Here is a 25,739-nt window from a genome sequence, read left to right as displayed (position 1 = left end):
CGCTTTTCGAAAGTGACCCGCTGTAAAAGCGGAACCAATAGTGGCCGTTACCCAAACAACGGATATGTACTCGGCTGATCCAGCACCCTGGTCGGCCCTGAGGCCGCCATCGGGAGCAAGTCGAATCCTGCGCCAGCACAGCGAACAAAATGCTTGAGACTGCCTAAATCTACCCGCCCCCCACAATGGCCAGACGACCATTCGGAATAATGGCCTTTTGCCTAATCTGCTGTAGGACATGATCCACATCAAAATCAGGTAAAAGAACCGCCGAACGGGGCCGAAAAACTCACCTTGTACTTGCGAACGAATGCTATTTTTAAGTTCTTCGCCGTCTTGACCAACGAAGGTCCTGACCCCTGCCGCGAGCTAAAGGAAGCGCTCAATGAACAAGGTGGGCAATATGAACAAAGTGACTTTTCCCAATGCGTGCCAGTTGATGCGCTGGCATTTTCATCCGATGGGCTTCGAGGGGAGTATGGATGCCCCCGGCAGCATGATCGCCCGCCTGTTCGACCGCGCCAGCGGTGAAACATTGATCGCCATCGCCGGCATACCTTGCGCCACAGTGATGAACGCCGCTGATGTGGAGCGCATTATCGAGGCCGTGGAGGATGAGCTGGAGTGTTTTGTGCCGCCGTTGTCGTTGCGGGCCTGAATAGTATTTGTCAGCCGCTGATTACCTGATGCGGGAGCGGACAAGCCCCTCCCACATTTTGCTGTGTGTCAGCTGAAGGTTCAGCGCTGATCGTCGAAAAACGCTTTCTTGCCATCCACCCGCTCGGATGCCCTGGGCACATTCACACCCTGGCCCTCCGACTTTTCCACATACCAGTAGCAGTGGCTGACCGCTCGGGTAATACCGACGTAGGCCAGTCGTAGTATTTCGTCCTTTTGCGCATTGTCGTACGGCTCGCTGTCACCTTCCTTGCCCAAGCCCGCCATGCGGTAGACCTGGTTTTTGTAGGGCGAGCTGGTGAGATGCTGGCAGTCCCCAAGCAGAAATACTGCATCGGCCTGCAGGCCCTTGGCGCTGTGGTAAGTGAGCTGTTTCAGACGGCGCTCGTGGACCGGCAAGCTAGAATCCACATTAACAACAGACTGAATATGCTCTTGAATCAGCAACTTATCGCTGCTTTTTCGATAAAGCATCAAGACCGTATCCCCGCGTTGATAATGCTCCAGCAACCGCAGGCCGAGCGCCGCGTCGTCGCGCTCCACCACGGTGACCGGCACCAATGCCTTGGGCTCGCCACTGGCCTTGGCCTTCTTGCCGGGGATGGCCGGTGCGGTGCGCACGATATGCTCGGCCGCGTCGATGATGTGTTGGTGGCTGCGGTAGTTCTCGCCCAGCATCACGCGAGTGGTGCTCGGTGCGACAAATTCCTGGTTGAACTCCATGAAGTACTTGGGCGAACTGCCGCGCCAGCCATAAATCGACTGCCAGTCATCGCCGACACACAGCAAGGATGAGCGTTGCGCCCCACGCCCGACGTGCATGGCCGGGCCGCGACTGCGGATTTCCCGCAGCGTGGCACGGATCCACGAGACAATCTGCGGCGATACATCCTGGAATTCGTCGATCATCAGGTGTGACATCGGCCGCAGCAAGGGATCACTGAGCAGCTTGAGGTTCTCCGGGGTATTTTCGCCAAACAGGGAAAACATTCGGTTGTAGGTCATGATCGGCGGTGATTGATCGAGCAGGTGGTCTTCCAGGGCCTTCCAGAAAATGCTCAAGGCCTCGAAGAACAACCGATCCGGGTCATCCTTGGCGAAGCTCATCTGGCCCACGGCCGTCGGTACGTCCAGCCCGAGGTTCTCGATAAACCCGGCCGCCATGACAAAACTGTCCAGCAGCGGCGCCGAGGCGAGTTCACCCTTGACCTTGTAATCAAAGCCAGGCCCTGCCGTGGCCTCGCCGGCCAGACTGCTTAAAAGGCGCTTGGATGACTCGTAGTTATCCAGCCATATCAATGGCTTATTGCAGAAAGCTTGAAACAGGGTGCGCTTTACCGCCCACTCTGCGCGCACCGATAATTTTGAGTTTGGGCGGCTGATCCCGGCGTTTTCCCTCGCATCGAAACCCAATACGACCCAGGCATCCAACTGCGGGATATAGCCGTGGCAATGAAACTTGGCACCGTTGATTTCAAAGGTCTGACGGCTGGGTTCGATGCCTTTGATCGGCCAGGCGCCCGCGCGGAACCACAGGTCCTCGATCACGTCGCAGAGTTCTTCATCACGTTTGGCCGCCAACTCGGTCACGGCCATGCGCTTTTGCACGTCCGGATGATCGCGCTCCAGCTCCTTGAGCTGCAGGCCCTGGCGAGCCAGCGGCGCAATCAACTCGCGAAAACGCGCATGATGCCCCTGCAAACGGTGAAAACAGGCGTTCATATGCTGGCGCTGGGCATCACTGATACGAAGATCGAAGGCATTGCTATCGGCGTCTTCGAAGCCGCCACTGAGGTTTTCAAAGGCTTGCAGCCGTTCAAAACCCGGCAGGCTGCGCACCATCGGCAGGATGCGCGAGTGAAACGTACGCACCACCGCCTGGGCTTGTTTCAGGTCAAGGGGTTGGCCCCACAGGCTCAGAATCTCCATGAGCTTGTTGATGAAGTCCTTGCGCGACTCGCGGGTGAACGTCACCACGGTCATCGAACTCAACTCAAAACCCAGGTAATGGGTGAGCAACAGGATACGCAACACCAGGGAGGTCGATTTACCTGCGCCGGCGCCCGCAATCACCGAGGTCGAGGGCGTGTCGCTGAAGATCATCTTCCACTGCGCTGTGCTCGGCTGCGCGTGGGCTGACAGCAGGCGCGCCACATCCGCCTTCATGCGCTTCTTCACATCGGCGGTGAGCGGCAATCGCCAATCGTCGAACAGGCTGTCATCCACACCGGGTGCTCGGTGCTCATCAGGGCGAAAGTCGCGAATCAACAGGACTTGCCGGCCCTCTTCAAGACCATCGGCCTTACCCTCGCGATACCCATATTCCACGCCGGCTTCATGCCCATTGCGAAAACCGTCGGCCTGGCCATGCAGCCAGGAAAACCGGTGCTGCGCGCGCAAACGGGTGAGGCCATGGCCGAACAGGCGAGCGGCCAGCCGCTTCAATAACGGCATTTCAGCCAAGGGGCGCAGTTCAGGGGGCAGATCAGGCTTTTGTTGCGGCACGCGGACTCCTGCGATGAGCTTGGCTTTGACAAGGCCGCCATGGTCGCCGGAATCGACGCTCAGTTCCAGCCAATTGCTTTACGGTCATGTAGTTAGGCGATGAAGTGAAAGTTGAAGCAGGTTTAAATGATCGAATTGATGGATAGGAATCAGGCATTTTTTACGCTTTTTATCGATCATGCGCTGCTGGATGATGGGCTCATTCACAGGAGACGATCATGCTTGAACTTCGACCTTTCAACACCCTCGGCGGCGCCCATCATGGCTGGCTCGACGCCCATCACCACTTTTCATTCGCCGAATACCACGACCCCGAGCGTATGCACTGGGGCAATTTGCGGGTATGGAACGACGACATCATCGCGCCTGGCAGCGGTTTCCCCCAGCACCCGCACCGCGACATGGAAATCATCACCTACGTACGCGAAGGCGCAATCAGCCATGCCGATAACCTGGGCAACAAAGGCCGCACCGAGGCGGGCGATGTACAGGTGATGAGCGCTGGTACCGGGATCGCCCACAGCGAGTACAACCTGGAGGCCACCCCGACCAAGATCTTCCAGATCTGGATCATCCCGAATGAGGCCGGCTTGCCACCGTCCTGGGGTGCCAAGCCGTTTCCGCAAGGTAATCGTGAAGGCTTTGTGACGCTGGCCAGCGGCAAGGCTGGCGACAGTGAAAGCCTGCGCATTCGTGCCGATGCACGCTTGGTGGCGGCGAACCTGAAAGCTGGGGAAAGCGCCGAATACCGGCTGGACAACGGACGCCGGGCGTACCTGGTGCCGGCAACCGGCGTAATTGAAGTCAATGGTTTGCGCGCACAGGCGCGAGACGGCGTGGCCGTTGAGGATGAGCAAGTGTTGCGGGTGACGGCGATCGAGGACAGCGAGATCGTGCTGGTCGACCTGGCCTGATCTTGCATCATGCTGCTATCTAATGTGGGAGGGAGTTTGCTCCCGATGAGGTTATGCCAGTCAACACATCTGTGACTGACCCACCGCTATCGGGGGCAAGCCCCCTCCTACACCGTTACTGGGAAATTGCGCCGTCCACCAGCACCTGCGCCTCTTCCACCAGCTGCTTGAGGTGTTCTTCGCCGATAAAACTCTCGGCGTAGATCTTGTAGATGTCCTCGGTACCCGATGGCCGCGCAGCAAACCAGCCGTTTTCCGTCATGACCTTCAAGCCGCCAATCGCCTGGTTATTGCCCGGGGCATGGCTGAGGATCTGCTGGATGCTCTCGCCGGCCAATTGGGTGGACGTCACCTGCTCCGGCGACAGCTTGCCCAGCAGGGCTTTCTGCGCCGGGGTCGCCTTGGCATCCACGCGAATGGCAAACGGTTCGCCGAGTGCATCGGTCAGGCCGCGGTAGATCTGGCTGGGATCCTGGCCCTTGCGCGAGGTCATTTCCGCTGCGAGCAAGGCCGGGATCAGGCCGTCCTTGTCAGTGCTCCAGACCGTGCCGTCCTTGCGCAGGAACGAAGCACCAGCGCTTTCTTCGCCGCCAAAACCCAACGAGCCTTCGAACAAGCCATCGGCAAACCATTTGAAGCCCACCGGCACTTCATACAGGCGCCGGCCCATACGTGCAGTCACGCGATCGATCAGGCCACTGCTGACCACGGTCTTGCCCACCGCCGCATCGGCTCGCCAATCAGGACGGTTCTGGAACAGGTAATCGATGGACACCGCCAGGTAGTTGTTCGGCGCCAACAGGCCGCCGGAGGGCGTGACGATACCGTGACGGTCATGATCCGGGTCACAGGCAAACGCCACGTCAAAACGTTCCTTGAGACCAATGAGGCTCTGCATGGCGTAGCTGGAGGATGGGTCCATGCGGATCTGTCCATCCCAGTCCACGCTCATGAAGCGGAAGGTGGAATCCACTTCGGTGTTCACCACCTCCAGGTTCAGGCGGTAGTGCTCGGCAATCGCCGACCAGTAGCGCACCCCCGCCCCGCCCAATGGATCAACGCCCAGGCGCAGATCAGCGCTACGGATCGCGTCCATATCGATCACATTGATCAGGTCGGCCACATAGCTGTTGAGGTAGTCATGGCGATGAGTGGTGTCCGCCTTGAGCGCCTGGGCATGGGTGATGCGCTTGACCCCAGCAAGCTTGTTGGCTAGCAGTTCATTGGCTTTGGCTTCAATCCACTTGGTGACGTGGGTATCGGCCGGGCCGCCATTGGGCGGGTTGTACTTGTAGCCGCCACTCTGCGGCGGATTGTGCGACGGGGTGATCACAATGCCGTCCGCCAGGCCGCTGGTGCGGCCGCGGTTGTAGCAAATGATGGCGTGGGAAATCGCCGGGGTCGGTGTGTACTCATCGCCCTCAGCCAGCATGACGTGCACGCCATTGGCAGCGAGCACCTCCAGGGCACTGGCACCGGCCGGCGTGGACAATGCATGGGTATCCAGGCCAACAAATAAAGGCCCTGTGATGCCTTGGGCTTCACGGTACAGGCAGATCGCCTGGCTGATCGCCAGCACATGCCACTCATTGAAGCTCAGCTCGAACGAACTGCCTCGGTGCCCGGAGGTACCAAAGGCTACACGCTGGGTAGAGATTGCTGCATCAGGCTGGCCGGTGTAATAGGCCGTGACCAGTCGCGGGATATCCACCAGCAACTGAGCCGGTGCCGGTTTGCCCGCAAAAGGACTGATAGTCATGCATAAACCTCGGAAAATAAGGATTCGGAAAAAATGACAGTTTACTCAGAGTTGGACTACTGAGCGATGTTATCGATCCCACAATTCGGAGAGAAGTTTCACACATTAATCGGTCTGTGCCTGGAGCAGCGCCTGAGCCAGCGCATTCAGGACAATATCCAGATTGGGGTGGCCGCTGAACGTATGACTCAAGCGCATATGCTGGTGATGCAAGCCTAAGAGGCTGAACAACTCCCCCGGCGCAATCACGACCTGCTGGGCGAGCATGCGCTGGAACACCAGACGCATATCCACCGGCGCCACCGACTGCAACCAGAAACTTGCCCCGGCGATAGGCATTCGATAACTCACACGCCCTTGCATATGCACATCCAACCGATGGCTCATGGCTTGCGCCTGTTCCTGGAGGCGCTGGCATAACGTCTGCAGGTGCTGATCCAACCGCCCGCTCTCATATAGCCGAGCAATGGCGCGTTGCCGAATGGATGAAAGTCGAAATGAGCGCAGCAAAAACTGGCGCTGCAACTCACTGCCCATTTGCTGCGTCAGTAGGTACCCAAACGGCGCTTCTGGCCCCAACACCTTTTCGAACGAAGAAAACACAATCAGCCGCTGCGGGTTGACCAGGTTGCGCAAAGCCGTCTGCGACGACACGAAGCTCAGCTCACCAAATGTGTCGTTCTCCAGCAACCAACAGGCGTGCCGCTCCAGCAAATGCGCTACTTGCAGCCGTTCGGGTAGCGTCAGCGCATTACCCGAGGGCATGCTGACCACGGAGGACAGCAGCACAAGGTGTACCGGTTCGTGCTTGAGCAGGTGCTCGAACGTGGCCAAGTCGAAGCTGCCATCGGCGTGCCAGGGCAGTTCGATAACCCGCACGCCAGCGCTCTGTAACAGGCGCAAGACCAGGTAATCGCAGGGCGATTCAGCCAGCACCACCGTGCCCTCGAGGCCAAGCGTGTCGATCAGGATTTGCAGTACGCCCTGAAGATCGGCGCCGATATACACCTCGTCGGCCTGCCAGCAATGGCTAGGCGACGAGGTATAACGGGCCGCCAATGCCGCCCGTAATTCCCATACGCCACAAGGTTGCGACGGTTGCAGGTGGTGTGGGTACCTGCGCACCAGCTGGCGCTCCAGCGCAAGCAAAGCGCCATCCAGTGACCCCAACAACGCCGGCTCATCACCACTGAGCACAACCATGGTCGGGCGTCGCGCCGCCGCATACAGCCGCTCAAGCAGGTCGGCGCCCGCCATGACCGGCGGGTTTGTCGCCACAGGCCAGGCGAAATAGCCAGACTTGGCCACCGAGTAGACCCGCCCTTCCTTTTCCAGCAAAGAGTAAGCGTACTGAATCGTCGAGATCGACACGTTCATGCGTGTCGACAACTGACGCAACGACGGCAACTTGACCGGCGTTTCCAGGCTGACTTCGTTGATCAGGTTGATCATGTAGCGGTACACCGCCTGATAGGCAAAGTCTGCCTGCCGCTCTCCCCTCAGGTTCATCGCCGCTCACCGGCATCTATACGCCAATGCACGGTGCTAGCGCCCCGACACTTGGGCGATCCGGGCCTCGGGCCGGCTAAACAGTTGTTTGTGGATGCGAGAGCCGTGCGCAGCCGGCAATGTTCGCTTGCGATACAAATGCTGCAATAAGGCCAGCGGCAAACCACTGGTGTCTACCAGCCACTGATGCAACATGTCCGCAGCAGGCTTGCCCTGCAGCGCCTTGTGCAGTTCGGGCAGTGCCACCAACATGCCGGGATGGCATTGACGCAAGAAGCCCTCCAGCCGTTCGCCATGCTGAACGAAAGGCGCGAACAGCAGGCAAGTCAACTGACTTTCGTCCAGACCAAAAAACGCCTGGGCGTAGGTGGTCGACAATACCCGCCCATCCGGGCTGGACGCCTCGGTGATCAACTCAATGGGGACGCGTCTGCGCAGCATGTAGTCTGCCGCGTGACGAACAAAACCTTCGACACCGTGCTCATAGGAGAGCTCACGCAGGCATTGGGCCTGCAAGCCGTACATATGTGCCATGAGCAATGGGTTTGGATAGGCTGGGTGGCTGAACTGGAACTCGAACGGGTCGCGCTTGTGAGCCAGAAACTCCGTAAGCAGCGGCGCGCGCGCGACGTCGACATCGTCGAGCAGGTCGGCAATACCGATGTAGGCCAAATGCCGGTGCCCGCCCCGGCCTGGGTTCTCGGTGCCCGCGTAGTGCTCGCCATAGAGGTCGCGGTAGCAGCCGACGCTCCATTCTTCCATGCGTGCAAACAACCCGTTGAGCGATGTCGGCTTGCCGGACGCGAACGCGAGACCGGTTGCCAGGGCATTTTTCTTCAGCCACGCGATGTATTGGCTTTGCTTGCGCACCGAATCGCCGCTGACCACTGCGTGCACACCGCCGTTCCAGGTAGCAACCCGCTGATAGAAATCGCCAAGGGCCAGATACGTGTCGTTGCGCAGGATGGCGCGAATGTCCCCGGACGTCAGGTGCCCTATCATCAGCATATTGCGCTGGCTGACTTCACGCCCGGCACTGGACGCCGGGCGCTGATGATTAAAGGGCAGTACTTCATGGTTTTCGACCATCAGCAGTTCAACCCGAGAATCATCATGGAAGAACAACGCGCCATAGCCCTGATGCAGTGAATCAAGCGTTGCCTGAGTCATACCCGGATGCCGCAACGTTGCCACGCGCAGATGAAAAGTCTTGGGTGCACGCCCGGCGATGCTCAGTTGCGCCGCACGCAACAGCGCCAGGGTGTAACTGCTGACCTCACCCCCGCCGTGAGCAATCAGCACTTTGTAGTTGCCTACTTGTTCCATGCCACCGGCCGCTACCACAATTCGCTGGATCAACAGTTGCAGTGCGGTACGTTCGTCACGGGTAAAGTGCCCGACCAACCGTTGCAGAACTTGCTGGTAAACATAGTTCATGGCTTGCTCATGAATAGCGCTCATCGTTCTACTACCTGAATTGAAATATTAGCTTCAAGCAATTATCAATCGTCATTGCTCGACCCATTACATCTATAAGTTTGTCGTCAGTTGCATCGTGCGAGGTTGATTCAACATTAGCACCCTGCAACAAAATCGCAGGACCGCTCACCGGAGCAGTCAATGGCGCCACCGATGCTGAGTCGTGGGCGTGCACGGCTTCCAGCGCGGCTGGCCGCATGTCTTAGGAATATTCCGACAACGCCCTACACCACTTTAACTAAGCAACTAAGGAAACGTCCGACGCAAATTAGTTACCCGCTCATTGTTGGCTCAGGTAAAGCGACTGCGTATTTGTTTTGCACTTTCGAGAATGCGACCCGTGCATCGCTAGTTTCAGAGGTGCGAGACGTTAATGTCAGGTATTCAATCATTGCTCAATCCTTGAGATGACAGCGAAGACACAATTATCGGCACTCAAATAATGATTAACAGATACAGAACAACGCCTGAAAGCAGTTCAGATGGGCAGGCGACCGAACTTTTTTGGCGCGCACGCAACAGCGCCGCTCTGGAATTCAGGGCGGCGTAAGGAAAAAAGGTATTGTTTGCAGGGCGCAACACCCTCGCGGCGGCTCAACCCCGATGCGGGTTAAGCCCTGTCAAATGGCGCATTTGCCTCATAGGCTCAGACGCCAACGTATTCATTTACGAATACTCCTACAGCTCAAACAGCTTCAACCTGCAACGCCACACGCTCGCGACACGGGCATTCGTCCATGTATCGATGTGCTTCGACGAACTTACCGAACGGAAACACCGTGGTTTTCAGTGGGACCAGCACCCGGTCGGCCGTCAGTTGGTTGATCTCACGCAAGGCGCGCTGCACTGCCACCTGGTCCTGGATGATGCCCAGTTCCGGCTTGCCGGTGAAGTTGCCGATACAGTGCACGAAGAACTGAATGTTCTTCTGGAACGCCGCACAGGCCGGGAACGGCGTCTGGTTGCCGCCTTGCAGGCCATACAGCACCAGGCTGCCACGCGGTGCCAGCACATCACCGAGCAGCGACATCTGCGGGCCACCCAGGCCATCGAATACCACGTCCACGCCACGGTTATCGGTGAACTTGTTGATCTGCATGAGCAGGTCTTGTTCTTCGGTGACGATGACTTTTTCTGCCCCAAGGGACAGCAGGTATTCGCGCTCGGCACTGTCTTTGGTAGCGGCGATCACCCGCACACCCAAGGCCTTGCCCAGTTGTACAAACGATGGGCCGGAACAATGGCTGGCATCGGTCACCAAGGCAAACTGCCCCGGTTTGACCCGCGCCAGATCCATGTAGGCAAAGTAGGCAATCAGCAACGGCGTGTAGTGCACGCTGGCTTCAATCGGGCTCAAGACATCCGGGTAACGGGTCAGCGCCGAACGGGGCAGGACGATCTGCTCGCCGTACACCGGGTAATCATTGGGGCTCTCGGCCGGAAAACTGGCCACCTTGTCGCCCACTGCCAAGTCATCCACGCCATCGCCGAGGGCGACAACAACACCGGCCATTTCATGACCAAGGCCCGAAGGCAAGCGCGCATGGGAAGACGCCAGGTTCTGGCGCCACAGAATGTCGTACCAGCTGATGCCAATTGCCTCGACACGCACCTGCACTTCGCCCGGTGCGGGCTGCGCGGCTGCATGCTCTTCGCATTTGAGCACCTCGGCCGGACCAAACTTGTGAAAACGGATCGTGCGGGACATCGCAAACCTCGTCAAAGTAACCTCTAATGCCATGAACTTTATCTGGGCTTTCCAGGTAAGACCACCGGTCGCCATTAATAGTCGACATGCCTGTCATTGATTCCGCGAAGGAGGAGCAGACCTCAACTATCGTAGGAAAAATCAATTAGCCGGTGCAGAGTACCAGCCTTTCCCCGTAAGATTCATGCCGGTCATGCTTCTGAATAGGACCTTATGGGTTCCTGTGTGACCGCTCACATCAAGTTTGCAGACTCTTCCAGGACACAAGATGAACCGTAACGACCTGCGTCGTGTCGACCTTAACCTCTTGATCGTATTCGAAACCTTGATGCATGAGCGCAGTGTGACCCGCGCCGCCGAGAAATTGTTCCTCGGCCAGCCGGCCATCAGCGCGGCCTTGTCGCGCCTGCGTGGGCTGTTCGATGACCCGCTGTTCGTGCGCACCGGGCGCAGCATGGAACCCTCGGCCCGCGCCGTAGAAATCTTCGCCCTGCTCTCCCCGGCCCTGGACTCGATTTCCACCGCCGTCAGCCGCGCCGCCGAATTCGACCCGGCCACCAGCACCGCCGTGTTCCGTATCGGCCTGTCCGATGACGTGGAATTTGCCCTGCTTCCGCAATTGCTCAAACGCCTGCGTTCCGAAGCCCCCGGCATTGTGCTGGTGGTACGCCGCGTCAATTACATCCTGATGCCCAGTCTGCTCGCCTCCGGTGAAATCTCCATCGGCGTCAGTTACACCGCCGACCTGCCGGCCAATGCCAAGCGCAAGGTACTGCGGCGCAGCCTGCCAAAACTGCTGCGCGCCGACAGCGTGCCCGGCTCGCTGAGCCTGGACGACTTCTGCTCACGCCCCCATGCATTGGTGTCATTCGCCGGCGACCTGAGCGGGTTTATTGATGAAGAGCTGGAGAAACTCGACCGCAAACGCCACGTAGTACTGGCCGTGCCGCAGTTCAACGGGCTGGGCACGTTGCTGGCGGGTACCGACATTCTGGCCACCGTGCCGGATTATGCGGCTGAAGCGTTGACCGCGGCGGGAGGGTTGCGCGCCGAAGACCCGCCGCTGCCCGTGCGCTCGTTTGAGCTGCATATGGCATGGCGGGGGTCGCAGGATAATGATCCGGGGGAGCGGTGGTTGAGGTCGCGGATTCAGATGTTTTTCGGCGACCCGGATAGCCTCTAGCAAGCGTCGGCTAGATATGCATTCGCTGTGCAACGAAAAGACAGCGACCCAGCGCCACGCTTGAATCCAGACCTGTGCAGGCCTACCCTGCACGCGTCGAACAATCACCCAACACGTCAAGGAAGACTTCAAATGTGGGATGGCAGCGTTACCTTTGGCGACTCGTGGGCCGGCTACATTGGCCGTGCGGATCAAAACACTGCTCACTCCCATGTCGCCATCCAACTGTGCATCGGCGTAGGTCACCCCGCCACCCTTGAGTTGCCCGGAAGGGTGCTCCGTGCGGCAGGTGTGATCATCGGTCCCAACGTCGAACACCGTGCCGTGGCGGAGAGTCATCCGGTAGCGTTTTTATATGTCAGCCCGGACACGGCGTTGGGCCGTGCACTCAATGCGTTGCTCCAGGACGATGGAATCGCCCTGGCCAGTGATGAACTGCTGGCGTGCTTTCGCCGTAGCACATCCCTGTCGCACTTTGTCGACGCCCTATCGCGTTTGCTGGCAATTACCCCGCCGATCGACCATAGGCTCCACAAAGCCCTGAATATTTTGCGCCTGGACCGCGACGGCCCAGGTTGCGTCAGTCGCGCTGCCCAGGCGGTGGGGTTGTCCAGCCCCCGGTTGCGCTGCGTCGCCACCCACCAGATGGGTGTTTCCCTCTCCCAGTGGATCATCTGGAACAAATTGGAACGGGCCTCCAAATCCCTGGCCGGCGGTTCGACTTTATCGGACGCGGCCGCCGACGGCGGTTTCTCCGACCAGGCGCATCTGGCTCGCATGATGCGCCGCATGATTGGCATGACGCCGCGCACCGCCGCTGAGGTTTTGCGTAAGACAAGCGTTTCGTTCAAGACGCACTGATATCAAAACGCCAATATCGATCGCATCTTATTCGCGACAACGTTAAGCGCTGATCACCTCCTCCCAGAGCACCTCAGCGCCACCGAAAGTGAATAGAAGAGTGTTCGCCCGGGGCACCTGTGCCTGCAATTCGGCGAAACGCACCATGAATTCTTTCGATGAATCCGCAGGATGCGCCCTACATGTCAGCACAGCAAAAACTAACCGTCCTTCTCACTGGAGGCTCAGGGGTGCTCGGTGAGTCACTGATCGACTGCCTGGCAGAGGACTTTCACCTGGTCTGCCTGGCGCGCAAGAGCCGTATCCGCGATCCCCGAGTGGAAGTGCTCAAGGGTGATATTTGCAGCGCTGACCTGGGCTTGGCCTGCGACGTTTATGCGGCGCTGGTTGAGCGTGTCGACTGGGTGATCCACGCCGCGGCAGTGACGCGCCTGGACGGTGATATCGATCAGATCTTTTCGGTGAACTACCTTGGCACCGAAAACGTCGTGGCCTTCGTGCAGCAAGCCAAGGTGCCGCTGTATCACATCAGCACCGCCTTTACCCACCCTTGCGACTATTACGAAGGCGTGCAAGCGGAAACGCCATACGAAGTCGCCAAGCGCCAGGCCGAAACCCTGGTGCGCTCGGCTGGCATCGATGTGTCGATCTTTCGTCCGTCCATCATTATCGGTGACGCCAGCACAGGGCATATGCCCAACTTTCAGGGTTTCCATATGACCATGGGGCTGATGATGTCTGGCGTACTGCCCATCGTACCCTGCCCGCCTGCTGGCTATGTCGACCTGATCGCCCGTGACGTCGCGGCCCGAGCGATTGCCAACGCGCTGCACCAGCGTTTGATCGGCGACGACTACTTTCTCACCAGCGGCCCACAGGCTCTGGATCTGACGGGGCTGCTGGACCTGATGTGCCAATCCATGGAAGCCCAGATGCAACCCTTCACACGGCCACGCTGCATGGCGCCGGATATTTACGAACGGTTGATCCGCCCGGTATTTCTGCCGGCGCTGAGCGGCAATATCCAGGCTGCCCTGACCCGTGCCACTCAGTTGTGCCGCTATGCCTGCCTGCGCACGCCACTGCCCACTTCATTGCCGCAGTTACTCGGCGAGCCGGCGTTCAGCCAGCGTGATGTTGGCCGCGAGTTGCTGCTGTCGCTCAACCACCTGGCACCCAAGCTGGGGGCTCTGACGCGCATGCTCAAGCAGCCGGTGACAACGTCCACAGAAGCGAGCGTGGCATGAACCACACTGTTATCGAACCTACTCTCGACGCCGCACAGGTCGACCAATACCTGCGCCAGCACGTCAACTCGGGCTACGCACGCCTCGCCTCGCTGATGAACCTGCCGATCGAGCAGTCCAGCCGTGGCGCCTACATCTACGACGAGCAAGGCCGCCAATACCTGGATGCAGGCGGCTATGGCGTGTTTTTCCTCGGGCACGGCCACCCGGTCGTCGTGGAAGCGGTTACTCGGCAACTGCAGCAAAACGCTTTGGCCAGCAAGTTGTTGCTCAACCCGCAACAGGCCTTCGCCGCACGTGCCCTGGCAGCGCAGTGCCCGGGCGACCTGGACTATGTGTTCTTTTGCAATTCAGGCGCCGAGGCCACCGAAGCCGGCTTGAAGCTCGCGCGCCTCAACGGTTGCCGTCGTACGCTGTCGACCTTCGGGGGGTTCCACGGCAAGACCCTCGGCGCCCTCGCCGTCACCGGCCGCGAGAGCTACCGAGAACCCTTCAATGGGTTGCTCAGCGACAGCGAGTTCGTGCCGTTTGGCGACAGCGTCGCACTTGAGCAGCAACTACGCGCATCGCCGGACAAGGCCTGCGTGATCCTCGAACCGATCCAGGCCGAAGCGGGAGTCATTCTGCCGCCATCGGGTTACCTCAGGCGTGTGCGCGAGCTGTGCAATCAGTATGGCGCCGTGCTGATTATCGACGAGATCCAATCTGGCCTGGGCCGCACCGGCTATTGGTGGGGCTGTGACCAGGAACAGGTGGTGCCCGACATCATGCTGGTAGGTAAAAGCCTGTCCGGCGGTTGCGTACCGGTGAGCGCCATGGTCGCCAGCGCCACGATCTATGCGCCGTTCAATCGCAACCCTACGGTCCACACCTCGACCTTCGGCGCCAACCCGCTGGCCATGGCGGCCGTGCAGGCCACGCTGCAAGTGATGGTGCAAGAAGACCTGGTCGCGCGTGCCCGGTTACTGGGCCAGGACCTGCACGCCCGCTTCAGCGCGCTGTTGCAACAAAGAGGTTGGGCCGAACGTGTGCAACTGCGCAGTGCGGGTTTGCTGTTGGGCTTTGAGTTCGCCGAGGCCTCAATCGCCGCCAATATGGTCATGGCCCTGATCGAGCAGCGCATCATTGTGTGCCACTCGCTCAATGATCACCGGGTGATAAGGCTCACGCCGTCGTCATTGCTGACGGCCCAGGATTGCAACTGGTTGATCGAAGGCTTCACCCAGGCACTGACCACTTCGATGCCATCCCTTTAAATGGAGTTTTCCCCCATGCAAGAAGTCAACGTGCAGGCCCATATTCCCCATGCCTGCGCTGATGAAGTATTTGCGGTGATCAGCGATTTCAGCAATTACGTCGAGCTCTGCGAGTCGGTGCGCGATATCAGCATCAACAAGGTCAGCGACCAGGTGTCGTTTACGTCCTGGGAGGTCAACTTCCACAGCGGCATTCTCAAGTGGCAGGAGCGTGACACCTTCAATGCCGACACCCGGGAAATTCATTTCGAGCAGATGGCCGGCGACGTCGATCACTTCTCCGGCACCTGGCACGTCTTGCCGGACGGCAAGGACGCGATCATCTCCTTCAAATCGCGCTTCGACCTGGGCCTGCCGATGCTCGCGGACATGCTCGACCCTGTGGCCAAACAAGCCATCCGGGACAACATTCACTCGATCATCACCGGCCTGTTTCCGGCGAGCTACTTGAAGGCCTGAACCATGTCACTGTCGTTACTGAATCGCTCACGCGATCTGCTTCAACGCTACGCCCCTGGTTTTGACGAGCGTCTGGCGGCCATTCCTCCGGCCCAGCGTGAGGCGCCACAGAGCGAGGTCATCGCCCTGTTCAAGCAACATGGCCCGGTGGGTTTGCTGGTCAACCGCGAAGCCGGCGGGCTGGGCGCGAATATCCTCGACGCGGTGCATGTGCAGATCGCCCTGGGGGCCCGCTCGCCCTCGCTGGCAGTGGCCAGCACCATGCACCAGTTTTCCGTGGCGAGCTTATTGGCACTCACGCAGAACGGTGGCGGCGCCGAAGGCCTGTTGCTGGCTGCCGTCGCGCAAAAACGCTTGTTGCTGTCTTCGGGGTTTGCCGAGGGCACCAGCGGAGCGGGCATTCTCGACTCGGCCATGCAAGCGGTGCACACCCCAGAGGGGGTGTTACTCAGCGGCAGCAAGAAGCCCTGCTGCCTCGGACAGTCGATGGACTTGCTCACCGCCAGCTATATCCGCCAAACCCCTGGCGGCGAAGAGCTGATGGTCGCATTGATTCCGGCCACTGCGCCGGGCATCAGCCGTAATCCCTTCTGGCAGAACAGCGCCTTGGCCGGCGCTGAAAGCATCGAAGTGCGCCTCAACGAAGTGCTGGTGCCCGAGCGCATGGTGTTTTCCGCCGGTTACACCCACCAGCTGGGCGACGTGCAGACCGTAGGTTTTATCTGGTTCGAACTGTTGATTTGCGCATCCTATGTGGGTGCCTGCGCCGGCCTGATCGAGTCGGTCACAGACGCCGCCCGCTGGACCGCGCATCACCGCGTGGACCTGGCAGCCGACCTGCAATTGGCGATCAGCGCGCTGGAAGGCGCGGCCCTGGATATCGAGCGCAACCCACAGGACTTGCCTAACGTGCTGGCCCGTCTGCTGCTGGTGCGTTACGGCATCGAGCAACGCCTTGCCCAGCTCTCCGACCAGGCTCACGCCATGTTGGGCGGGATGGCGTTCATCACCAGCAACCTGAGCTCCAACGGGTTGATGGCCTGCCGCGGTCTGCAATTTCATCCACCGGCCAGGATCTCGATGGCGACCAACCTTGACACCTACTTGTCCGCATCAACCTTCAGCATGACCGGAGCGCACTCATGAATCTGCTCGGAAAAACCATTGTTATCACCGGCACCGCGCGCGGCCTGGGTTTCGCAGCGGCCTGCAAACTCAAGCAACTGGGCGCCACCGTGATTGGCCTTGACATCCTCGCACCGCAAGACAGCGGTCTGCTGGACGCTTTTTATCAAGTCGACCTGTGCGACCGCCACGCCGTGGCCAACGTGATCAGCGCCATCAGCACCGATTTCGGCGACATCGACATTCTGGTCAATAACGCCGGCACCCTGACGCTGGAACGCGGCGAAACCGGCGTCACCGATGAGGTGACCCGCGCGGTGGATGTCAACCTGTTCGCGCCTTGGCAACTGACTTCGGGGTTCCTGCCGGGGTTGCTGCGAAAGCGCGGCAAAGTGGTCAACGTGTCCTCACTGTTCGCGCTGGTGAATGCACCCTACGTGGCCGCCTATGCTGCGAGCAAACGTGCGCTGAGCGCTTATTCGGATGTGCTGCGCATGCAGTATCGCGGGGAACTTGACGTGGTCACGGTGTACCCGGGGTTCATCGACACGGCGATCCACTTGCCCGCGCAGCGTGTTGGCCTGTCGGTCAAACGCCTGGTGACCTTCAAGTGGGGTGACAAGACCCTGCTGTCCCTCGAAGAAAAGCTGGATGCCGCCGCGAACGGCCTGGTACGTGCCTGCCAGAAAAATGGCCTGCGCAACCGGGGGCTGACGTTCATGGGCACGCTGGCCATGTATACCGCACGCAGCGTGCCGAGCGTGGTGGATGGCTTTATCGCCATGCGCCTGCGCACGCTCACGCGCGGCGGCCACCTGGTGCTCAACCCTGAACTGATCGAGTAAGCCGTCGCCAATGGCCAGCCACCTGCCCCCCAAGCCCCAGGTCCGTCTCGACCGCGCCTTGTTCAAGGCCCGGCCGAGGGAGTCCTTGCTGATCATCGCCTACGCCTTGAGCCTGTACCTGTTGCCACTGGCACTGTTTGTGTGGGTGACGACCACAGCTTCCACCCTGTGGACGCTGGTGTGTTTGCCGTTGGTGGTATTGGCGGGATACGGGTTATTTCTGCAAGCGATCCTTGGGCATGAAGGTTTCCACTTCAACCTGAGTGCGAACCCCATGCGCAGTTGCTACCTGGGCATTGCCACCAGTTCGCTGCTGCCGGGGTTCTATGTGACCGGTTACTTTGTAGACCATTGGCAACACCACCGTTACAGCAACAGCACGAAGGACCCGGACTACCGGCTCTTTTCGCGTTACCACACACTGGTAAGCCGCATCACCCTGTCGCGCTTGATCGCCACCTTGAGCTATCTGCAGACCACCTGGCGCCTGGCGTTCGGGCCATTGGGCAATCCCTCGGCGCTGCCGTTGAGTTCAGCCCAGGTGCAATGGCTGGCGCGCTGCAATATCGCCTGTCAGGTTGTATGGCTCAGCCTTTATGGGCTGGCCATGTGGCTCATCGACGGGTTGCTGCTGGGGTTTTCCTTGAGCCTGGCGGTGGCGTTCATGCTGTCGGCGGTCAATGCCTATCAAGAACATGCTTTCGACGCAGGCCCGCACTTGCCGCCAGCGCGTTCACGCACTTCGCGCCTCAACACCTGGCTGCACGCGGGTTCGAACTTTCACCTGGAACATCATTTTTACCCCGCGGTGCCTTGCTGGCGACTGCCCAAGGTACACCGTCAACTGCTGGACGCGGGGTGGTACGAAAACCGGCAATACCTGCTGGAAAAGCACTTCGTGCGGTCTTTCCGGTATGCCACCGGGCGCCACCCCTACCGTACAAACACGGTAAACGACACACACCCTTAATTTCCGCTGGATTTTCTGCCTGACCCTTCAGGCCGCAGGAGCACGCATGCCTTTTGATATCGATAGCCACATTGAAACCGAGCGCGAGCAGCTGTTCAGTCACCCCTTGTTCGCCAGTATCCGCACGGTAGAAGACGTGCGCACCCTGATGGAATTTCACGTGTTCGCCGTCTGGGACTTCATGACCTTGCTCAAGCGTATCCAGCGCGACCTCACCTGCGTGGAGTTGCCCTGGGTACCGCCGGTACACATCACCGCCGCCCGCCTGATCAACGAAATCGTGGTCGGTGAAGAGACCGACGAGCATCCCGAGGGCGGTTTTATCAGCCACCTGGACCTGTACCTCGCGGCCATGGATGAAATCGGCGCCGACAGCAGCGTATTCCGCCGCTTCCTGGCCGCTATCCAGGCCAAGGTTCCGCTGGCCAAGGCGCTCAACCACGGAGAGATTCCAACGGCGGCCAAAGTGTTCATGTGCCAGACCCTCGATATTGCGCAACACGGCAGCACCGAAGCGGTCCTGGCGTACTTCTTCTTCGGGCGTGAAGACATTATCCCCGACATGTTTGGTCGCCTGCTGTCGCAATGGTCGGTCAGTGAAAGCGAGGTACCGATGCTCACGTATTACTTGAAGCGCCACATCGAGATGGATGGTGACGATCACGGCCCGGCGGCCAAACGCATCATCGCCGAAATCGTCACCAGCCCCGCGCAACACCTGCACATGGTCGAGAGTGCGAAAACCGCAATCAACTCACGGATTGACCTGTGGAATGGCGTGCATCAGTTCCTGTTGGACAAGGCTCAGCCGACGGTGAGCCGTCCTGTGCGGGAGGTCCACACCGTTTCTGAGCCTGCTTGACCTCAACGTGCATCGACAGGGAGTACCACATGACCAAAGGCAAGTTGATAAAACTGACGCTGTGCGGCGTCGTGGTCGGCGGGTTGCTGATACTGGGCTGGCAGCGCTGGCAGTATTCCAGCACCTACGTGAGTACCGACAACGCCGAACTCGACGGGGTGATCATCCCGGTACGGGCCAAGCTCTCGGGCGTGGTGATCAGTGTGCCGGTGGTGGACAACGTCACGGTACAAAGCGGCGACCTGCTGTTTCAGATCCGCGACAGTGAATACCGCTACCAGCTGCAGCAGCGCGAAGCACAGTGGCAAGCGCTGCTCGCCGCCGCCGGGCGCGCAGGCGTGCCGGGGGCGCTGGACAGCCAGGTGCTCGGTGCAGTGGCCATGCGCGAGGCCGCGCAAGCGGCCCTGGCTCAAGCGAGCGCCAACCTTGAGCAAGCGCGTAACGACTACCAGCGTGCCCGTCGCCTCGGCGCTCAAGGCGTGCTGAGCACCCAGGACCAGGAAGTCGCCAAGGCGCGTTTCGATGCCCTCAGCCATGCCCAGGGGGTAGCGCGCAGCAACGCCCAGGCCGCGGCCCAAAGCACCTTGGCCAACAAGGCCGAACTCAAGGTGCAGGACTATCGGATCGCGGCCGCGCAAGCTGAGCTGGAACAATCCAGGATCCAGCTCAACGACACCCGACAGACCGCGCCGTTGCGCAGCATTGTCTCGAAAAAAGAAGTGGAGCCTGGCCAGTTTGTGGTCGCCGGCCAAAAGCTCATGAGCCTGATCGCCACCGAACCGCTGTGGATTACCGCCAACTTCAAGGAGACCCAGGTGGGCCGCGTGCGCGTCGGCCAGAATGCCCGAGTTACCGTGGACGCCTTTCCCGGGCACGCCTTCGACGGCGTCGTCGAAAGCCTGGCACCGGCCACCGGGGCGAAGTTCTCATTGCTGCCCCAGGAGAATGCCACGGGCAACTTCACCAAAGTGGTGCAGCGAGTGCAGGTGCGCATCGCGCTCAACGCTGTGCCGGATGACTACAAGTCGCTGTTGAGCCCGGGCATGAGCGCGTTCGTCGAAGTGGCCGCACCTGACGACGCCGGCCAGACGCTATGAGGTCGCCCTACCTGATTGCGTTTACCGTCACGCTGGTCTCGATGATGGAGCTGCTCGATGTCACCATCGTCAACGTCGCGATTCCCAGCCTGATGGGCACCTACGGGGCGTCGGTGGATGAAATCTCCTGGGTCTCCACCGGTTATGTGGTGGCCAACGTGGTGATTCTTCCGGTCAGTGGCTGGCTATCGGCGTGGTTCGGCCGGCGTACTTATTACCTGGTCTCTACTGCGCTGTTCGTACTGGCATCGTTGGGTTGCGCGATGTCTGCCGAACTCTGGCAACTGGTCGCGTTTCGGGTGCTGCAAGGCCTGGCGGGCGGCGGGTTGCTGGGCATTTCCCAGGCCATCATCTACGACGTATTCCCCAAGGAAAAAGTCAGCAGCGGCATGGCGTTGTACGGCGTGGGGGTGATGATGGGGCCAACCCTCGGTCCGACCGTCGGCGGCTACCTGATCGACACCTTGTCGTGGCACTGGATCTTCTTGATCAACTTGCCGATCGGTGCCGTGGCCTTGTTGCTGTGCTGGCTGTGTATCAACGACTCGCCCAACGAACAAAAACCTTCCAGCGTCGACTACAGCGGCTTCTGCTTGCTGGCTCTGGGCGTCGGCAGCCTGCAGATCCTGCTGGAGCGCGGCGAACACTGGGACTGGATGGCGTCCAACTGGACCGTAGCCTGCCTGTTGCTCAGCAGCTTCAGCCTGGTGGGCTTCTTCTGGTGGGAGCGGCGTGTGGCCAACCCAATCGTTAACGTCGCACTGTTCCAGAATCGCGAGTTCCTGATGGGATGCATCTGTGCATTTTGTGTGGGCTTCGGGCTGTACAGCACGTTGTTCATGGTGCCGCTGTTCTTGCAGACCTTACTGGCGCAGAGCGCTTACCAGAGCGGGCTGGTGATTTTCCCCGGGGCAGTGGCCAGCGCCATCAGCACCTTGGTGATCGGCAAGCTGTCCCAGGAAAACAAGATCGACGAGCGCGTGTTCGTCACGCTGGGCATCGTCATGTACTGCTATGCCATGTTCCTGCACACCCAGTTCACCCTCGACAGTAACCCGGACACGCTGTACTGGCCCTTGGTGATCCGCGGCCTGGGCCTGGGCATGATCTTTGTGCCGCTGACCAACCTGGCGATGCGCCGCCTGCCGCTGACATTGATCTCCGGTGCTTCAGGCGTACTCAACCTGATGCGCCAGTTGGGGGGCAGCGTGGGTATCGCCATCGCAGCCACCCTGCTCACACGATTCTCGTGGGAACGCTACCGCCTGCTTTCCGAACATGTCACCGAATCGAGTCTGGTTGCCAGCGGCTGGGGAGGTGTGGAAACCGACCCGCTGTTTCTTTCCCTGGGCCTGGCGAGCCATCAACAAGCCCTGGCCCTGATGCCTTACCTGCAAGCGCGCGAACAAGGGCAAATGCTGGCGTTCAGCATGCTGTTCGGCACCTTGGGAGCGGTGATGGCCATCGGGATTCCCATGGTGCTGATGATGCGCAGAAGCCACATCAGTCGATAAATCTTTCAGTGGAGCACACCCCTTGCGTATTCCAGGTTTGCATCTCAACACCACCTCGCTGCTCACGCCCCTGTATTGGCTGGCACTCGCCTGCGCGCCCACCCAGGTATCGGCAAATGACTTGTACCACCTGTACCAGAAGGCACTGACCCACGACATGCAGTTCGCCGCCGCACAGGCCCAGCAATTGGCCACGGCAGAAAAGGAACCGCAAAGCCGTGCCAACCTGCTGCCAGACCTGTCTGTCACCGGCGGCGCGGCCTGGGTCGATGCCGAGGACTCTTCCGATTATCATCGCAATCGCAATAACACCAACGCCTACGCGGTGGTCCTCACACAGCCGCTGCTGCGTTGGCAGAATGTGATCGCCCACGACCAAAGCAAACTGTTGATCAGCGCCAGTGAACTGCACACTGAACAGGCGCGCCAAGCGCTGATGCTGCGCGTTGCCCGCGCTTATTTCGACGTGCTGCTCAATCAGGAACTGTTGAGCACCCGCACACAACAGCTACAAACCCTGCGCCAGAGCCAGACGCGCAGCCAGCGACTGCTGGCCGACGGGGCTACCACCGCTAACGCGCTCGCGCAGGTTCAGGCCAAATACGACCAGGCATTCGCCGAACAGATTGCCGCCCGTGGTGCATTGGACATCGCCAACGAAACACTCACCCAATTGACTGCCGCACAGGCGGGGCCGTGGTCAGGCAAAGAGCCGCAGTTCAGTGCCCCGGTGCCCGCTGTCATCGATGATTGGGCCACGACCGCGCAACAGGGCAACCTCGCCGTACAGGCGGCGCAGATTGCCCAGCGCCTGGCCGAAATGGACATCGACAAGGAACGGGCCGGCCATTTGCCCACCCTCGATCTGATCGCCGCCCATGGCCGCTTCGCCTCTGTCGGCGGTGATGTATACGATGTGACGTTACCGGAAAATCGCTATAACCAGACCGTGGTCGGGGTCAAACTGAGCGTTCCGCTCTACAGCGGTGGCCGCACCAGCAGTCGCGTGCGCGAAGCCCATGCACTGCAAAGCAAGGCAGCGGACGAAGTCGAAGACGCACGCCGCAACGCCGGGATGAAGGCCCGTCAGGCCTACCTGCAAGTCACCAACGGCATGAGCCAATATCAGGCACTCAAGCAGGCCTTGAACTCCAGCCAGATCAACCTCGCCGCCGTGACCCACGGCTTCGAAGCCGGTTCCCGCATCAACACCGACGTACTGGATGCGCAACAGAAAGTCACCGATACCCAACAACGCCTGGCCCAACAACGCTATGCGATCCTGATGGCCCAGTTGCACCTGTTGGCGTCCACCGGCAACCTGAGCGACGCGCGCCTGCGTGAGGTCAGCCGTACACTGAACTGACGCGCGGATGAAAGCGCTGACATTCGCTCAACGTAGGGCCTGAGTTGGATTAAGCTGGGGCATCTCAAAAATGGAACACTGCCCATGTTCGACCTGAACGAACTCTTCCTTTACGCCAAGGTGGTCGAGCACGGCGGCTTTGCGGCGGCGGGTCGAGCGTTGAACCTGCCCAAATCGACCCTGAGTCGCAGAGTCGGTCAGCTTGAGGCAAGGCTTGGGGCGCGGCTGATACAGCGTTCGACGCGCCAGTTCCAGGTTACCGATATCGGCCAGGCTTATTATCGACATTGTGTGGCGATGATTGCCGAGGCCGAGTCGGCAGAAGATGTGGTGGCCTTCAACAAATCAGAACCTCGCGGCTTGATTCGCCTGAGTTGCACCACCGCGCTGCTCAACTATTGGGTGGCGCCGATGCTGGCTCAATTCATGGCGCAATGCGGTAATGTCGAGCTGAATGTGAAGAGCTTCAACCGTAAGGTCGATGTGATTGCCGAGGGTTATGACCTTGCCTTGAGCCTGTGTCTCCCACCCCTGGAAAGCAGTGAACTGGTGATGAAACTGCTCGGTAAAAGTACTCAGGTGCTGGTGGCGAGTGCGGCTTTTTTGCAGGACTATGCCCTGCCCTCGCAACCCGCCGACCTTGCCGGGCTGCCCACCGTGCACTGGGGCAACCTGATGATTCAGTACGTGTGGGAGCTGACCGGCCAGGATGGCGCGACGACGCAGATCCAGCACACGCCGCGCCTGGTCAGCGATGATGTGCCGACTTTGAAAAACGCGACACTGGCGGGAGTAGGCATCGCCAACCTGCCGTGGGTGGTGGTCAAGGAGGATGTCGCCGAGGGGCGTCTGGTTGTCTTGCTGCCTGAGTGGCAGCCCGTGCAAGGCGTTATCACGGCGGTATTTCCATCCCGGCGCGGGCTGATGCCGTCGGTGCGCGCCTTGATCGACTTTCTGGGTGAAGCATTCGATGCACCTTAGGCAACAGTCTTTTGTCATCAAGGCTATTGATAGCTCCCTAACGAAACCCCCATGCTAGAGGGCTGACTCCCCTCTTATATCATTCCGAATGATAGTTACCTTTGCTTCATTCGATTCGTGACATAGCACCCCGCCGCGCATGATCCGCCCATCTCAAATACATTGGCGGATGCACCTCATGGAACAGTCACTCAAACTTTTGCGCTTCCCCCTGGCGATTCTGGCCGTGGTGGTGATGAGCGCGTGCGGCAAGTCTCCCGAACAAGCGGCCGCCATGCCCCCAGCCAAGGTCAGCGTGGCCAAGGTACTGGAACAGCCGGTCAACGAGTGGGACGAATTTACCGGACGGCTGGAAGCCCCGGAAACCGTGCAAATTCGTCCTCGGGTGTCCGGCCAGATTGACCAAGTCGCTTTTACTGAAGGCGCTTTGGTCAAGAAAGGCGACCTGCTGTTCCAGATCGACCCGCGCCCGTTCCAGGCCGAAGTGCGCCGCCTGGAAGCCCAGCTTGCACAGACCAAAGCCGCCGCCACCCGCAGCGAAAACGAAGCGCAACGCGGCGAACGCCTGCGCCAGAGCAATGCGATCTCCGCTGAACTGGCCGACTCGCGCACCACCGCCGCCCAGGAGGCCCGCGCCGCCATGGCCGGGATCCAGGCGCAGTTGGACCTGGCCCGCCTGAACTTGAGCTTTACCCGTGTCACTTCACCGATCAGCGGCCGCGTCAGCCGTGCCGAAATCACCGCCGGCAACCTGGTGACCGCCGACACCACTGCGCTGACCAGTGTGGTGTCCACCGACAAGGTCTACGCCTACTTCGACGCCGACGAGCGTGTGTTCCTCAAGTACACCGAACTGGCCCGTGAAGGCCGTCGCGGCGCAACCACCCCGGTGTATCTGGGCCTGTCCAACGAAACCGGCAACCCGCACCTGGGCCAGATGAACTTCGTCGACAACCAGGTCAACCCGTCCACCGGCACCATCCGTGGCCGTGCGGTGTTTGACAACAGCAAGGGCGAATACACCCCTGGCCTGTATGCGCGCTTGAAGCTGGTCGGCAGCGGCACCTACTCCGCCGTGCTGATCAACGACGAAGCCGTCGGTACCGACCTGGGCAAGAAGTTTGTGCTGGTGATGGACGGCGACAAGCCGGCTTACCGCGCGGTGGAATTGGGGCCCAAGATCGAAGGCTTGCGCATCGTACGCAGCGGCCTGACCAAGGACGACACCGTGATCGTCAAGGGCCTGCAGCGTGTGCGCCCCGGCTCACCGGTCGCGCCGGAAACCATTCCGATGGCCAGCAAGGAAACCCTCGCCGCCTTGGCCCAACAACGACAAGCGCTTGAAGCCAGCAACCTGGAGCAAGTGGCGCCGGAAACGACCGCGCCCAAGCTCGCCAGCACTGCGACTCCACGCGGTTAAG

The 25,739-nt window shown here is 60.0% G+C and carries 21 protein-coding genes; 16 read left to right on the top strand and 5 right to left on the bottom strand.

What is annotated here, in order from left to right:
- Positions 1–385 precede the first annotated feature (385 nt).
- Positions 386–658 carry a DUF1652 domain-containing protein gene (locus tag E4O97_RS02530; RefSeq protein WP_005788459.1) on the top strand — a complete coding sequence of 91 codons (273 nt, stop codon included), beginning with the start codon at positions 386–388 and terminating at the stop codon, positions 656–658.
- Between the two features lie 80 nt (positions 659–738).
- Here the strand turns inward: E4O97_RS02530 and E4O97_RS02525 are convergent, their stop codons facing one another.
- Positions 739–3,183: a UvrD-helicase domain-containing protein gene (locus E4O97_RS02525; protein WP_248160821.1), complete on the bottom strand. Its 2,445-nt coding sequence runs from the start codon at positions 3,181–3,183 to the stop codon at positions 739–741.
- Between the two features lie 218 nt (positions 3,184–3,401).
- On the opposite strand from E4O97_RS02525, the gene E4O97_RS02520 reads away from it, so the two are divergent.
- Positions 3,402–4,097, top strand: coding sequence for a pirin family protein (locus E4O97_RS02520; RefSeq protein WP_032875247.1), 696 nt, complete (start codon positions 3,402–3,404; stop codon positions 4,095–4,097).
- A gap of 115 nt (positions 4,098–4,212) precedes the next feature.
- Here E4O97_RS02520 and pgm read toward each other — a convergent pair whose 3' ends face one another.
- The 4 genes from pgm to E4O97_RS02500 form a co-directional block, all read right to left on the bottom strand.
- The gene (gene pgm / locus E4O97_RS02515) at positions 4,213–5,856 is read right to left on the bottom strand and encodes a phosphoglucomutase (alpha-D-glucose-1,6-bisphosphate-dependent) (protein WP_248132186.1); all 1,644 of its coding nucleotides are present in this window, start codon (positions 5,854–5,856) and stop codon (positions 4,213–4,215) included.
- 105 nt (positions 5,857–5,961) lie between these two features.
- Positions 5,962–7,365 carry a PLP-dependent aminotransferase family protein gene (locus tag E4O97_RS02510; protein WP_216091328.1) on the bottom strand — a complete coding sequence of 468 codons (1,404 nt, stop codon included), beginning with the start codon at positions 7,363–7,365 and terminating at the stop codon, positions 5,962–5,964.
- A gap of 36 nt (positions 7,366–7,401) precedes the next feature.
- Entirely contained in the window at positions 7,402–8,826 is a 1,425-nt protein-coding gene (locus E4O97_RS02505) for a hypothetical protein (RefSeq protein ID WP_248160820.1), read from the bottom strand.
- Between the two features lie 703 nt (positions 8,827–9,529).
- Complete coding sequence (locus E4O97_RS02500) at positions 9,530–10,552, bottom strand: zinc-dependent alcohol dehydrogenase family protein (RefSeq protein ID WP_005788465.1); 1,023 nt, start codon at positions 10,550–10,552, stop codon at positions 9,530–9,532.
- A 268-nt stretch (positions 10,553–10,820) separates the two neighbouring features.
- On the opposite strand from E4O97_RS02500, the gene E4O97_RS02495 reads away from it, so the two are divergent.
- The 14 genes from E4O97_RS02495 to mexE all read left to right on the top strand — a co-directional run bounded on the left by E4O97_RS02495 (position 10,821) and on the right by mexE (position 25,738).
- Complete coding sequence (locus E4O97_RS02495; protein WP_078821402.1) at positions 10,821–11,735, top strand: LysR family transcriptional regulator; 915 nt, start codon at positions 10,821–10,823, stop codon at positions 11,733–11,735.
- Between the two features lie 132 nt (positions 11,736–11,867).
- Positions 11,868–12,596 (top strand): AraC family transcriptional regulator, encoded by a 729-nt coding sequence (locus E4O97_RS02490; protein WP_223018266.1) that lies wholly within the window; start codon positions 11,868–11,870, stop codon positions 12,594–12,596.
- A gap of 182 nt (positions 12,597–12,778) precedes the next feature.
- Positions 12,779–13,843, top strand: coding sequence for an SDR family oxidoreductase (locus E4O97_RS02485; protein WP_348984547.1), 1,065 nt, complete (start codon positions 12,779–12,781; stop codon positions 13,841–13,843).
- Complete coding sequence (locus tag E4O97_RS02480) at positions 13,840–15,099, top strand: aminotransferase class III-fold pyridoxal phosphate-dependent enzyme (protein ID WP_248160818.1); 1,260 nt, start codon at positions 13,840–13,842, stop codon at positions 15,097–15,099. Before E4O97_RS02485 ends, E4O97_RS02480 begins: the two co-directional genes overlap by 4 nt.
- 15 nt (positions 15,100–15,114) lie before the next feature.
- Positions 15,115–15,558, top strand: coding sequence for an SRPBCC family protein (locus tag E4O97_RS02475; RefSeq protein WP_032875168.1), 444 nt, complete (start codon positions 15,115–15,117; stop codon positions 15,556–15,558).
- A gap of 3 nt (positions 15,559–15,561) precedes the next feature.
- Entirely contained in the window at positions 15,562–16,704 is a 1,143-nt protein-coding gene (locus tag E4O97_RS02470) for an acyl-CoA dehydrogenase family protein (RefSeq protein ID WP_032875165.1), read from the top strand.
- A complete protein-coding gene (locus E4O97_RS02465; RefSeq protein WP_248132174.1) occupies positions 16,701–17,528 on the top strand; it encodes an SDR family NAD(P)-dependent oxidoreductase in 828 nt (275 codons plus the stop codon). The genes E4O97_RS02470 and E4O97_RS02465 overlap by 4 nt, the downstream gene beginning before the upstream one ends.
- 10 nt (positions 17,529–17,538) lie before the next feature.
- On the top strand, positions 17,539–18,498 hold the full coding sequence (locus tag E4O97_RS02460) for a fatty acid desaturase (protein WP_248160817.1): 960 nt from the start codon (positions 17,539–17,541) through the stop codon (positions 18,496–18,498).
- A gap of 46 nt (positions 18,499–18,544) precedes the next feature.
- Positions 18,545–19,360, top strand: a complete 816-nt coding sequence (locus tag E4O97_RS02455; RefSeq protein WP_248160816.1) for a DUF3050 domain-containing protein — start codon at positions 18,545–18,547, stop codon at positions 19,358–19,360.
- Positions 19,361–19,389: 29 nt separating this feature from the next.
- Positions 19,390–20,457, top strand: coding sequence for an HlyD family secretion protein (locus E4O97_RS02450; protein ID WP_032875154.1), 1,068 nt, complete (start codon positions 19,390–19,392; stop codon positions 20,455–20,457).
- Positions 20,454–21,971 (top strand): DHA2 family efflux MFS transporter permease subunit, encoded by a 1,518-nt coding sequence (locus tag E4O97_RS02445; RefSeq protein ID WP_148853193.1) that lies wholly within the window; start codon positions 20,454–20,456, stop codon positions 21,969–21,971. The genes E4O97_RS02450 and E4O97_RS02445 overlap by 4 nt, the downstream gene beginning before the upstream one ends.
- A 22-nt stretch (positions 21,972–21,993) precedes the next feature.
- A complete protein-coding gene (locus tag E4O97_RS02440) occupies positions 21,994–23,337 on the top strand; it encodes a TolC family outer membrane protein (protein ID WP_248132172.1) in 1,344 nt (447 codons plus the stop codon).
- A gap of 84 nt (positions 23,338–23,421) precedes the next feature.
- Positions 23,422–24,318, top strand: coding sequence for a LysR substrate-binding domain-containing protein (locus tag E4O97_RS02435; protein ID WP_248160815.1), 897 nt, complete (start codon positions 23,422–23,424; stop codon positions 24,316–24,318).
- A gap of 178 nt (positions 24,319–24,496) precedes the next feature.
- Positions 24,497–25,738 (top strand): multidrug efflux RND transporter periplasmic adaptor subunit MexE, encoded by a 1,242-nt coding sequence (mexE, locus tag E4O97_RS02430; protein WP_078821430.1) that lies wholly within the window; start codon positions 24,497–24,499, stop codon positions 25,736–25,738.
- Position 25,739: the final 1 nt, after the last annotated feature.

Origin of the sequence: Pseudomonas sp. W15Feb34, assembly GCF_023127765.1 — a bacterium.
In the GTDB taxonomy this organism is placed as follows: Bacteria; Pseudomonadota; Gammaproteobacteria; order Pseudomonadales; family Pseudomonadaceae; genus Aquipseudomonas; species Aquipseudomonas synxantha_A.
The sequence above is the reverse complement of the archived record's forward strand: the minus strand, read 5'-3'. Positions and strand labels throughout refer to the sequence as shown.